The 12,569-nt window shown below is 36.1% G+C and carries 15 protein-coding genes; 1 reads left to right on the top strand and 14 read right to left on the bottom strand.

Annotation, left to right across the window (positions count from 1 at the left end; genetic code table 11):
* Nucleotides 1-137: 137 nt before the first annotated feature.
* The 7 genes from DS745_RS00665 to DS745_RS00635 form a co-directional block, all read right to left on the bottom strand.
* On the bottom strand, nt 138-848 hold the full coding sequence (locus tag DS745_RS00665) for a hypothetical protein (protein ID WP_129076280.1): 711 nt from the start codon (nt 846-848) through the stop codon (nt 138-140).
* Between the two features lie 27 nt (nt 849-875).
* Entirely contained in the window at nt 876-1,073 is a 198-nt protein-coding gene (locus tag DS745_RS00660; protein WP_129076279.1) for a DUF2768 domain-containing protein, read from the bottom strand.
* 343 nt (nt 1,074-1,416) lie between these two features.
* Entirely contained in the window at nt 1,417-1,710 is a 294-nt protein-coding gene (locus DS745_RS00655; RefSeq protein WP_129076278.1) for a stage VI sporulation protein F, read from the bottom strand.
* A gap of 291 nt (nt 1,711-2,001) precedes the next feature.
* A complete protein-coding gene (locus DS745_RS00650) occupies nt 2,002-3,018 on the bottom strand; it encodes an NAD(P)H-dependent glycerol-3-phosphate dehydrogenase (RefSeq protein WP_129076277.1) in 1,017 nt (338 codons plus the stop codon).
* A 12-nt stretch (nt 3,019-3,030) separates the two neighbouring features.
* Nucleotides 3,031-3,639: a glycerol-3-phosphate 1-O-acyltransferase PlsY gene (gene plsY, locus DS745_RS00645; protein ID WP_129076276.1), complete on the bottom strand. Its 609-nt coding sequence runs from the start codon at nt 3,637-3,639 to the stop codon at nt 3,031-3,033.
* A gap of 44 nt (nt 3,640-3,683) precedes the next feature.
* Entirely contained in the window at nt 3,684-4,997 is a 1,314-nt protein-coding gene (gene der, locus DS745_RS00640) for a ribosome biogenesis GTPase Der (RefSeq protein WP_129076275.1), read from the bottom strand.
* 254 nt (nt 4,998-5,251) lie between these two features.
* Nucleotides 5,252-5,857: a YphA family membrane protein gene (locus DS745_RS00635; RefSeq protein ID WP_129076274.1), complete on the bottom strand. Its 606-nt coding sequence runs from the start codon at nt 5,855-5,857 to the stop codon at nt 5,252-5,254.
* Nucleotides 5,858-5,992: 135 nt separating this feature from the next.
* On the opposite strand from DS745_RS00635, the gene DS745_RS00630 reads away from it, so the two are divergent.
* Nucleotides 5,993-6,124: a YpzI family protein gene (locus tag DS745_RS00630; RefSeq protein ID WP_129076273.1), complete on the top strand. Its 132-nt coding sequence runs from the start codon at nt 5,993-5,995 to the stop codon at nt 6,122-6,124.
* 49 nt (nt 6,125-6,173) lie between these two features.
* Here DS745_RS00630 and fni read toward each other — a convergent pair whose 3' ends face one another.
* The 7 genes from fni to ypeB all read right to left on the bottom strand — a co-directional run bounded on the left by fni (nt 6,174) and on the right by ypeB (nt 12,555).
* Entirely contained in the window at nt 6,174-7,235 is a 1,062-nt protein-coding gene (fni, locus tag DS745_RS00625; RefSeq protein WP_129076272.1) for a type 2 isopentenyl-diphosphate Delta-isomerase, read from the bottom strand.
* A gap of 12 nt (nt 7,236-7,247) precedes the next feature.
* Complete coding sequence (gene rpsA / locus DS745_RS00620; RefSeq protein ID WP_129076271.1) at nt 7,248-8,396, bottom strand: 30S ribosomal protein S1; 1,149 nt, start codon at nt 8,394-8,396, stop codon at nt 7,248-7,250.
* A gap of 86 nt (nt 8,397-8,482) precedes the next feature.
* Nucleotides 8,483-9,073 carry a lysophospholipid acyltransferase family protein gene (locus DS745_RS00615; protein ID WP_421721799.1) on the bottom strand — a complete coding sequence of 197 codons (591 nt, stop codon included), beginning with the start codon at nt 9,071-9,073 and terminating at the stop codon, nt 8,483-8,485.
* 5 nt (nt 9,074-9,078) lie between these two features.
* Nucleotides 9,079-9,738 (bottom strand): (d)CMP kinase, encoded by a 660-nt coding sequence (gene cmk, locus DS745_RS00610; RefSeq protein ID WP_129076269.1) that lies wholly within the window; start codon nt 9,736-9,738, stop codon nt 9,079-9,081.
* Between the two features lie 115 nt (nt 9,739-9,853).
* Nucleotides 9,854-10,066, bottom strand: coding sequence for a DUF5359 family protein (locus DS745_RS00605; RefSeq protein ID WP_129076268.1), 213 nt, complete (start codon nt 10,064-10,066; stop codon nt 9,854-9,856).
* A 308-nt stretch (nt 10,067-10,374) separates the two neighbouring features.
* Nucleotides 10,375-11,043: a flagellar brake protein gene (locus DS745_RS00600; protein ID WP_129076267.1), complete on the bottom strand. Its 669-nt coding sequence runs from the start codon at nt 11,041-11,043 to the stop codon at nt 10,375-10,377.
* 165 nt (nt 11,044-11,208) lie between these two features.
* The gene (ypeB, locus tag DS745_RS00595) at nt 11,209-12,555 is read right to left on the bottom strand and encodes a germination protein YpeB (protein WP_129076266.1); all 1,347 of its coding nucleotides are present in this window, start codon (nt 12,553-12,555) and stop codon (nt 11,209-11,211) included.
* Between the last annotated feature and the right edge of the window lie 14 nt (nt 12,556-12,569).

Here is a 12,569-nt window from a genome sequence, read left to right as displayed (position 1 = left end):
ATCTTAGCCTAGTTGATATGAACTTAGTAGAGTCTTGGCTTTATGTATTAATTAAATGAACACAAAAAAGCCCCTTCCTTTTTGTATGTATATGCAGGAAGAGGCACTATATAACTATTATTTTAAGTTCTTTATATTTAATTTTGAGAAAATACTACTTTGCCTTCTTTTATTGTATACGGTACAGAATAGGCAGGGACAAATGGAAAATGATCAACAAGAATGCTACGTACATCATCACCTTCTTGGAAATTATGTTCAAACTTAGATAAGGCATATAGCAAATCTATTGAATAGTCTACAAGAACCTGTCCATTTCCATCGATGTAAAGAGGTAAGCGGTGATCTGGGTGGAAAGGACTTCTAACAGTTGGTTGCTCTTTAAGTCTCAATTTTTCGTAGTCTAATAAAAATACTCCAGTAGCGACAACTTCCTTCACAGGAGCAAAACGATGTTTTCGACGGTAATCATTCACATTTCGCTGCAATTCTTGAATACCCCTTGTTATCGTTAAGTCAATAAGCTTTACTTGAGGGTGTTTCTCAACATCAACTAGTACGTACTGGTAAACACCACCGTTTTCAAACGAATTTCCTGGTGGTTGCTGTAAATATTTCGGTACTAACCTTTGGAAATTAACTAAATATTGTTGAAATTCATTTGTTTCAGTATCCCGAAGATGAACCGGTAAGTCTTGATTTTCAAGACGATACTGAACAACAGCATGTTGTACAGAAAGTATCTGATCTTGATAGGGAACTTGGTTCTCGACCCTTTTTTCACTTGGATATAAGCACCCTGATAGTAAAAAGATAAGTGCTATCAATACTAGTAATAGCTTTTTCAATTCAATCAACCTCAATTACTCTATTATTTATGCAGTAGGAACATTCACTACAATTAATAAAATGATAATTCCTGCAAATACAATACATATAAACGCAATACCTAAGATGATTTTTTGAATAATACCTGTAAGCTTTTGTCTGGCAAAATGTGATCCAAAAACAGCAATAAACATTAATCCCATCGCTATAAACGACACCCACATCTTCATTAAACTTTCACTCATGTTCTTCCTCCATTTTTCATGCCTATATTTAAGATAATTGTCGAATTATTATAGCATAAAAACTAAGATTTTTCATATTAAAACCCTTTACGGTAAAAACCATCAAAAAAAGATGGTCACAATAGGCGTGACCATCAGACACTTTACCAAACTAACAACAATTTGACTACGCAGCCAATACTTGAGGTTTTTTTAGAATTCTTTATAACTAACAGAAGAAGGGGCGATTTCTTATGTTAGTGAGCTAAATACTTATTCCTAAAAAGAGCCCTTGTTAATGTTGGTTCCGTTTCATTATATGCATGTATAAAACAAAGCGTAGATAACACTAGCCTATATAAGTCTATTTTTTCCCGAACATTTTTGAAAGAGAAGCAAAATCTAGTGGAAGATTATTATTAGTGATCGCCTTTACTAGTTCATCCTCTTTTTCTTTTGGCACTGGTTTGTTTGCTAACTTAGAAACTTGCTGAATTAGGTTCCGTACAGTTTGCTCATCTTTAAAGTTAGCTCCGCTAACAGAATTTGCTAAATTAAATATATCTTGTTGCTTTACGTTTGTTTTCTTTTCTAAGTTATCAAAAAGATTGTTATTTTTCTCCACAATAATGTCCTCCCTAAAAGTAAGTTTCAACATATCATATGCCACAGGCGCACTATTGTGAAAGTTTTGTTCTCAAAATAGAAAAACCAATATTGTATTAGCCTAGCAACATTGGTTTTGTTCTATGTTAAAGTATGTTTTCGAAAATTTGTTGCTTTCGTAAAAATCCCAAAAACCGGATTTTTACACAAAATACTAAGAATTCACCACTCATTTAGTAAGTATTGCTCTTTTCTTACTTATTATAATGGGTGGTATCTTCATCTAAGGTTTTTTCCGATTATTTTAGGGTAAACAAGCACAGTGTTTACGAAAAGAGCCATGTTAAAAGCTTAAATTCTCGACTTCATGAGTCTTTACTCGACCCATGAGTTCCTCAACAGCTATTTGCGGTTGCTTATTGTTAAATAATACATCATATAAGACTGCTGTAATAGGCATTTCCACACCTTCTCGAAGCGCCAATTGGTAGGCCGCCTTCGTAGTTCGAACTCCTTCTACAGCCATTCCCATGTTAGCTAATACCTCGTCTAAAGAATTGCCCTGACCAAGTAAATTCCCTGCTCTCCAGTTTCGACTATGAACACTTGTACAAGTAACAATTAAGTCACCTAATCCAGAAAGGCCTGCAAAAGTTAACGGATTTGCACCAAGTTTCACTCCAAGTCTTGCAATTTCAGCTAATCCTCTTGTCATAAGGGCTGCTTTTGCATTATCACCGTAGCCTAAACCATTCGTTAACCCTGCTCCTAGAGCAATAATATTTTTCAAGGCACCACCAAGTTCAACCCCGAGTAAATCCGGGTTAGTATACACTCGAAAATGCTTATTCATAAATAAATCTTGCACATACTCAGCTTCTTCATTATGTAGGGATGAACTTGTGACAGTAGTCGGTTGACGTAGACTAACTTCCTCAGCATGACTCGGTCCAGATAAAACGACAACGGATTTACGCAAATGCTCAGGTATTTCTTCTTCAATCATTTCTGATATACGTTTGAGACTGTCAGGTTCAATACCTTTGCTTGCATGAATAAACGTAACTTTCGTTGTCAACGACGCGCGAATTTCAGCTAAAACTCCTCGCATTGCCTTGGTAGGTACAACAAGTAAAATTGCTTCAACCCCATTTAATGCGTCATTCACGTTTGTATAAGCTTTAACATTACTCGGTATTGTGGTACCTGGCAGGTACTTTTCGTTGGTACGCTCTTCATTAATTTCCTGTATCTGACGCTCGTCTCTTCCCCAGAGGCGTACTTGATGGTTATTGTCAGCTAAAACAATACTTAGTGCACTTCCCCAACTGCCCGCGCCGAAAACTGTTATAGTTGCCATGATTCCATCCCCCTATTGATTTGCTTTTTGACCGATTTTACTTTCATTTCCTTTAATGAGCCTTGAAATGTTTGTACGATGTCTCCAAAACGACAAAATCGTTACCGCAATCATTAAATATACATACTCAATTGGATACGCAAAATACTCCCTAAATAGAGCTGTAATGATTGTCGTCAGTAGCAAAAATAACAATGACCCTAAGGATACAAATCTTGACACAACGATGCTTAAAATGGCCACAAGACCGGCAATAAGGGCAGGCCAAAAGACTAGGGTTGCAAGGACTCCTATTGTTGTAGCAACTCCTTTTCCACCTTTGAATCTAAGGAAAATTGGCCAATTATGCCCGATAATGGCTGCTAACCCTGCAAGAGCAGGAGCAAGTCCCTCTCCAGCTAAATAAAGAGCTAATAAGACCGCTACAATCCCCTTAAGGGCATCTAGTAATAATACACCGATTGCTGGCCCTACCCCCAGGACACGCAGTGTATTCGTCGCTCCAGCATTTCCGCTGCCATGTTGGCGAATATCAAGCTTTTTTAGCTTTTGGCCAAACACATAACTAAAACTAATTGACCCTAGTAAATAGCCTACTAGTACTGAAATAAAAATATTCATATTCTACCTCCCCCATTACCCTTGAGTAATCCAATTAGAAATGATTAATCATTCTTTTTTCTTGCAAAAATTCTTATCGGTGTTCCTTTAAACTCAAAGGTTGCTCTAATTCGATTTTCTAAAAACCTTTCATATGAAAAATGCAGTAATTCTGGTTCATTAACGAAAATAACGAACGTCGGCGGTTTAATAGCTACTTGGGTAGCATAATTAATTCTCAAACGCTTTCCTTTGTCCGTAGGTGCTGGGTTCATAGCAACTGAATCCATGATTAATTCATTAAGAACATTGGTTGGTACACGTAAAGTATGATTTTCTGCAACCTCATTCACCAAAGGTAAAATGGTATTTAAACGTTGTTTTGTATGAGCAGAAACAAACAAGATAGGAGCATAATCTAAAAATAAAAAGTGATCCTTTACTTTTTGCTCAAATGTCTGTAATGTTTTATCATCTTTGGTTATCGCGTCCCACTTGTTTACAACAATAATTACTGCTCGTCCTGCCTCGTGAGCATAACCAGCTATTTTTTTGTCTTGTTCAATAATGCCTTCTTCAGCATTTAAAACGACAAGGACAACATCAGATCTCTCGATGGCCTTTAATGCTCTTAATACACTATATTTTTCGGTACTCTCGTACACTTTTCCTTTTTTTCTCATACCTGCTGTATCAATTAATACATACTCTTGATCATCAACAGTAAATGGTGTATCAATCGCATCCCTTGTTGTTCCAGCAATACTACTAACAATTACCCGTTCTTCTCCTAAAAGAGCATTTACTAACGATGATTTCCCTACATTTGGACGCCCAATTAAAGATACACGAATTGTCTCTTCATCGTAGGGAACTTCTTCTCCTTCAGGAAAATGTTTAATTACTTCATCAAGTAAATCACCTAAACCTAATCCATGGGACCCTGAAATAGCAACAGGATCTCCCATTCCTAAAGAATAAAATTCATATAATTGTTCACGCATTTCTGGATTATCAATCTTATTAACACCTAAAACAATTGGTTTTTTTGAGCGAAACAATAGCTTTGCAACTTCCTCATCAGCACTAGTAATTCCTTCCCGACCATTTACAATAAAAATGATTACATCAGCTTCATCAATGGCAATTTCCGCTTGTTGTCTCATTTGTGTTAATAGTGGTTCTTCAGTAATCTCAATTCCACCAGTATCAATTAAATTAAAGTCTTTATTTAGCCATTCACCAGAACTATAAATACGGTCTCTAGTTACTCCTGGCATATCTTCAACAATGGATACTCTTTCTCCTACGATCCTATTAAAGATCGTAGACTTTCCAACATTTGGCCGTCCCACAATAGCTACTACAGGTTTTGACATAATTAATTACCTTCCTTTTTATCACCTATAAATTTTTCATTTGAAAAACTAAGTAATTATTTTTAATTATTTTCAACTTAAAGAAGCAAGCCTAGGTTTGGTATTTGTATAGACCAATTTCCACTACTACCTACTTTACGTAAAGCAAAACCCTTCTATTTTAGATAGAAGGGTAATCTTTTCCTTTAAATCTTAGCTTATCCATTTTATCAAAAAACAATATAAAGAGACAAGATTTTCTTTCAAATACCTTTTTATCGTCTTGACGTCCTTAAAACCGTTCGTTTTTTCACTAGCTCATCCAATAAAGTAACTAACCTTTCAAATGCATACCATAAGAAGATAATACATGAGGTGATTGCTATAATATCTAGGCTCTCCCGTTGACCTATAAGAAATTCTGGAACAATTGTGCTTAAAAAAATCGTGTAGACTAATTCACCTTGTGCAACAGTGACAAAAAGTAAAGCTATTCTCATCTGTTGGTCTTTCACTAATACGAGGATCAAAATAACTAATAAAAATGATAATTTAAGGGTAGGGTGAAACATCACCCAAACAGGATCGTACAACTGAAACAGTCGAAATGTCACATAGGAAATCGTCGAAATGATACTAACACACAAAAAAAAGACAACTACTCCTACCCTATTTTTTGAAATCAAATAATATCCTATAAGTAAAGAAAGCGCGATTGTACCATTTACTATATATTCCCCAACAACGAGATGTCTACTTGATAAAATGATTAATAGAAGTATTCCAGCACCAATCACTAATCGTTCTTTCGTTTTTCTTAGCAAAAAAGTCGTATATACCCACCCAATCCAAAAAAGCCAATAGAAATAAATTCCTTCCATGTAGCAACTCCTCCACTTTCATTATAGGAAAAAAAAAGCAAAAATAATCAAAGTAATGAAAATTTCTGATAACTACAATAAGTATAGACACTTGTTCTTTTACGAAAAATAGCCATGAAAGGATGGTGAGACAAATTGGGTAAAGATCGCCAAGAAAAGAAGTTACGAAAATCAGGGAAAGTAGAAATGGATCGTGATCAAGCTCTTCACTATGGTGGAGCAACTCGATTAGAAGGGCCAGAAGAGGCTAGAAAAAGGCAACGATAAAAATTTTGTATCTGAAAAAAGAAGAGGGGACGTTATCGTCCTCCTCTTCTTAATGTGGATAAACTCTTTGAGAGTAGTTTTTTGTTGGGATACCACGCTGCTTTAGCCAATGGAACGTTTCACCACTAATAACGAGCGGAACTTTTCTTAACTCATCAATTTTTCTAATCCCCAAGGCTGTCATCACCATTTTAAGTTCATTCATCAGCCTCTCGATTGTCATTTCTAGTCCTTCTTCTCCGTTATCATGAAGCTCCTTTAACAATAACCCTGCAACACCAACTGCAGAGGCACCTAGGCTAAGAGCTTTGGCTATATCTAAACCAGTTCTTATTCCACCTGTCCCAATCACAGAAAAAAATGGTTGCGATTGTTTTACTTCACAGATAGAAGCAGCAGTAGAAATTCCCCAGTCGTTAAATAGATCAAGAGTAAACTCTCTACGAAGATTTTCTATTTTCGCGAAGTTTGTCCCACCTGACCCTCCTACATCTATAACGTTCACACCCACATTTGCCAATTTTGTAGCTGTTTCCTTACTCATGCCAAAGCCAACTTCTTTAACAATGACTGGGATGGAAAGTTCATCAACGATATCTTTAATTCTTTCCAACACACCAGAAAATGTACGATCTCCTTCTGGCATTACTAATTCTTGCACTACATTTAGATGGATTTGTAAAGCATCAGCACGTAACATCTCGACAGCCTCTTTGGCCTGTTCGACAGTAGCTTCACTACCAATATTACTAATAATGATACCCGTAGGATTTTCTTTTCTTACTACCTCAAATGTAGCTCTTTCATTTTTATCTCTAATCGCAGCCATTTGTGAGCCTACAGCCATAGCAAGATTATACTTCTGTGCTACTCTTGCTAACGAACGATTAATGCTTATCGTTCTTTCCCCGCCTCCACCTGTCATTGCATTGATAAAAATTGGCGAACTTAAAGGTAGTTCGCCGACAGTTGTATGAATTTCAACATGTTCAACATCAATGTTAGGTATGCTTTGGTGAACAAATTTAATATCTTTGAACGAATTTGGCTCATTTGATGAAAGCTTTAATGTGTGTTCAATATGTTCAATTTTTCTCGAAGCTCTGTCCAAACCATTCACCTACTATTTAAACTTTTTTAATTGCTCTCCTATTACATCAGCTAGTGAAAAACCACTCGTTTCTTCATCACGCTGATATTGTTGTGTTGGGATATTTGCTTTTTCCTCTGCTTCTAGTAGCTCACGAATACTTAACGAAATTCGTTTTTCATTTGTATTAATATCTAACACCTTTGCTTTAACAACTTCTCCTACTTTTAAGGCTTCGCTTGGAGTTCCAATGTGACGATTTGCAATCTGTGAGATATGAACTAACCCTTCTACTCCCGGTGCTATTTCTACAAAAGCACCAAATGACACAAGACGTTTCACTTCACCTTCAACAACATCACCTGTTTGAATGCTCTCGATAACTTGTTCCCATGGGCCTGGTTGTGTATCTTTAATTGATAGAGAAATACGACCATTTGTGTCATCAACCGAAAGTATTTTCACCTTAACCTTATCACCTTCGTTAAGGACATCTGATGGCTTTTCTACACGTTGATGAGCCATTTGTGAGATATGAACAAGCCCATCAATGCCTCCGATGTCAATAAACGCACCAAAATTTGTTAATCGTTGAACAGTTCCTTCAACAATTTGACCTGTCTTTATCTCAGTCATAGCAGCTTTCTTTTGAGCTTCAGCTTCTTCATCTAACAGAGCCCGCTGAGATAAGATAAGTTTGTTTGCTTCTTTATCAATTTCAGCAACTTTCAATCTTAATGTTTTTCCCTTATAATCGGAAAAATCTTCGACAAAGTGTCTTTCTACTAAAGACGCAGGTATAAAACCTCTAATGCCAACATCAACGACTAATCCACCCTTGACTACATCCGCAACTTGAGCTTCAAATATCTCGCCTTTTTCAAATTTCTGTTGAAGATCTTCCCATGCTACTTCAGCCTGAACAGCACGTTTTGAAAGGACAACTTCTTCTTCAGTTACTTTGATTACTTTTAATTGAAACTCATCCCCTGCTGAAACTACTTCAGAGGCATTTTCAACATGAAGGCTAGATAGTTCACTGATTGGAATAATTCCATCTACTTTATAACCAACATTCACAAATACTACTTTGTCTTCTACCTTTGTTACCGTACCTGTTACAACTTCACCTTCGACAAACGTTTTAACTTGGTCCATTGCCTGATTCATTTCTTCTGACATAAAGTTTACCACCCTTCAAATAAAAGTTTTTAGGATACAACATAAAATAGGTAAGATTTATCTTTCTAAATTTGAAAGAGATTTCATTAGTTACGTGGTTCGTGTTCTCTAATCAATTGCGCTATTTCTTCCATTATGTATTTCGTAGCTTCTTCTGATGAAGCTCTCGATTCCCTTAATTCGTTAAAATTTAGGGGCTTACCATAAACCACTTTTAATGGCTTGAATGGTTTATATGGACCAATAATAGCACTCGGAACTACTTCAGCTTCGGTTTTTAGAGCAAAAAATCCTACACCAGCTAGTCCCTCTTGTAGTTCTCCCGTCTGACTTCTAGTTCCTTCAGGAAATATCCCTAATACTTTGTCTTCTTTTAAGATTTTTAGTCCTTGTCTTAAGGCTTGCTTATCACTCATGCCACGTCTAATTGGAAAAGCATTGAGCTTAGGGATCAGAGACTTTAAAATTGGGGTTTCAAAAAGTTCAGCCTTGGCCATATAGTGTATCGGCCTTTCAATATAAGAGCCTAAAAAAGGTGGATCCATTGCATGAATGTGATTACAGCAAAGCAATACACCTTTATCTTTTGGAATATTTTCTTTTCCTACTACCTCTACTTTATACAAGGTAGATAAATAGGCTCGACAAAGAGCTTGTCCAATCGTGTACAAATTCAAGGTCATCAAGTCCTTCCTGCCACTATCTCTAAGATCGAAGCTACAACCTGCTCAATCGACAATTGGGTCGTATCGATCTCAATAGCATCATCCGCTTTTTTTAATGGTGCCGTCGCTCTTTCGGAGTCCCGCTTATCTCTTAAAGCTATTTCATCCTTTAGTTGTTCGAAGTCAGTGGGAATTCCTTTGGCCTGATTTTCTTCATATCTACGTCTAGCACGTTCCTCTACTGTTGCAGATAAGAAAACTTTGACTTCAGCATTCGGCAATACAGCTGTTCCAATATCTCGGCCATCCATCACTGTTCCACCACTTTGTGCCATATTTTGTTGCCTTACTAACATCTCGTGACGAACAGAGCTATGAGCAGCAACAAAGGAAACCGAATTTGTTACCTCTTGCGAGCGAATTTGTTCAGATACATCTTCCCCATCAAGATACACTTTTCCTGCTGATGTTAACTGAATATTTGTATCTTTTAACAAAAGATTTAGCTCTTCCTCATCGTGAAAATCAATTTTGTTCTGAAACGCTTTGTATGTAAGAGCTCGATACATTGCACCTGTATCTATATAGATAAATTCAAGTCTTGTTGCGACTAACTTAGCTACAGTACTCTTTCCAGCACCAGCTGGACCATCAATGGCTATATTAATCTTATTCATCTTAAAAACACCTCAACTAGTACAACAAGAATATGAGTAGCATCTTGTTGATTTCACATTTGTCAACTATGGATATAATCCTATAAAATAAACATACTTAAAACTCCAGATATCATTACATATGATACCATATTGTAGTAAGTTGGTCTAATGTTTCCATTGTCCTATACACGTACTCGATAAAGACACCTTCTGAAAAAATCGTTTTACTTATGTAGGGAGCAACTTCCTTTTTATAAAGAAGAATTTGGGCAATGATCAAGAAAATAAATTGTATGCATGTCACTTTTACTAAAACACCCTCATACTTTTTTAGGATTTCAAACATCAAACTATCTCCTTTTTTGCTGAAAAAAAAACGGTTGTCTTTTAGAAAGGCTCTTTTCGTAAACATTGTGGCTTTTTCACCCTAAAATAATCGGAAAAATACCCTAGATGCAAATATCCGCCAATAAATTATGTAAGAAAAGAGCAATACTTACTAACTTAGTTGTGAATTCTTATTATTTTGTGTGAAAATCCGGCTTTTGGGATTTTTACGAAAGCAACAAACTTTCCGAAAACAGCCTTTAGAAAAAACCATTATTCCAACTTATGGATATTTATTAGGGATAGTTTAAATCAGATTGCCCTTTTTTATTCTGTCATACCTTTTTTTCTTAAGTAAAGTTGCCTCTCAAACACATAACGAATAATTGTTTGACGGTCGTTTTCATTTATATTACTAAATTGGATAGAGGCTTTTTCCCTTGGACTATCCTTTGTGGAGATTATTCGAATAACATGGCACTCTACTTTTACATATTTGATTTCCCCTGTTTGCAAATGTATAGAAAGCCAGCAAATAATATCTTCTCCACCAGAGAAAGTATGGTTTTTAGGCAAGACTAGAGCAATCCCCCCACCACTTATATCAGCTGTTACAGAAACAAAAGGAGTAAATTCTTTATTGATAGAATGCACAGCAACATCGATTGATGCATCAACCCTAACATGCTGTCTTCTTTGTATTCGATTATATTTATCTTGACCTGGGTCAATTAAAACAAGCATTGGGATCCGAGCTTTTTTTCTACCTACTAATTGCGTTTGAAATAAATAAACAGCTTGATCTTTTCCGATAAAAGACGCGCCAAATTGGGTGCCATCGTGAAAAAAACCAACTTTCTTTGTTCGATCATTTATAGGATAGTCAATGAAAAGATATTCCCTTACTCGGTCAACTAATCGACATTTAAACCTTTGTTTTTCTTCTTCTTTCTCATCATCTATCTCTAAAAAAATCGTATCACCGATATTAAGCAAGGTTACTACTTCCTTCCAAGATGTTTTTTTCCTATAAAAGTTGTATATAACCTATCTTAGCAAAAAAATACTATTCCGAATAGAACTTATCATTCCATAACCTTATATTTATTGCATGATGAAAAAACCATTAAGTGGGTTTCCACTTAATGGCTCTTAAACTGATTATGCTGACTTATACACCGGTTCAGCATTGTCAAGCTTCTCTATTTTTTCTTCATGGCCTGTTTGGGCATTGATAAATATTCTATAGGTATCATTGTTAATAACACCAAAGAACTCATAAGTTAAGACTTCTTCACTGAGGTCATTTTTTATTAGCGCTACATGATGTTCCATAACCTCTAGAGACGGATTTAAACGCTCTTGTGCCTCTTCTACAGAAATGGTCGGTTGGGACACATCACGATCACGATGATTCGTTAAATATGCGGACGACTCGTAACCAATAATTTCGCCATCCTGCAATGAAACTTCAACAACAATTGCATCAGGGTATACTCTCACGTTGTCTTTTAGGTAAGCAAAGTTAAATACCCCTACAGCATTGTATTGTTTACTATCAACGATTTGCATATCTTCTATGCCATTCTTTTCTAGCAACTCTTTCGCTTTTTCGGATGCTTCATTTAAGCTAATGTTTGTTTCCCCAACCTGACGATCTTGTAATAACCAAATTGGGTGCCCACCTTTTTTGGAAATATCCATAAAAATATTAGCTTCATGCTCAGGATCATTAATTCTTACCGAATAGGATCCATACGCTAAACCTTCACCGGTTTCCTCAATATGAATTTCTGCATTTTCTAACTCTACAAACCTTAATGCAATTTCTTTTGCTTCTTCGGCTGTAACTTCCTCGCCGTTTAAACGTTCATTCAGTAAATCATCATTTGATTGTAGTTGTGGTAAGTCTGCTCCCCAATCAACTTCGCTAAAACCCTCAACTTTTTCATTTACGATGTGAAATCCGTTAACAATTGCATTGTTTAAAGGCTCATCTTCAGAAGCCAAGGCTAACTCAACATCCATCCAACGTAAGTTGTCTTGTAACACCATTGATTGGACCTTACGCATTTCATTTTGAATTTCACCACTTTGTTTATACAATTCGTTGAGAGTCTGATACTCTTCTTCTGATAATGGTTCATGCTCTAAATCGCGAATGGCATTTCGATAACTGAAGTTACCAACCTTATATAAATACTCTTCTGTCTTACTAAAAGGCATTAAAGTCAACGGAAGCTGCCCTAGGTTCATCTGTGCCATTGAAGTTAATCTCCAAACATCTGCTAAAGATGGAGAAAGCTGATCCTTAGAGTTCATCGCTAGAGTAGCTCCAATTTCATCATGAAGTTGATCTAAGTTGAATGTTAGATCGTGGAAGGCTCGTTGATAGGTATTTTCAGCTTTAATTAATATCGAGTTCTTTTCTTGGTGTTCTTGATAACCCCAGTACGCAGTTGATACAACTGCTACACCTAAAATTGCTACTAATATTGTTCTAAGCATTTATCTCACCTCCA

It is taken from the genome of Anaerobacillus alkaliphilus (genome assembly GCF_004116265.1).
Classification (GTDB): Bacteria; Bacillota; Bacilli; order Bacillales; family Anaerobacillaceae; genus Anaerobacillus; species Anaerobacillus alkaliphilus.
This window is presented reverse-complemented; position numbering and strand designations above follow the sequence as displayed.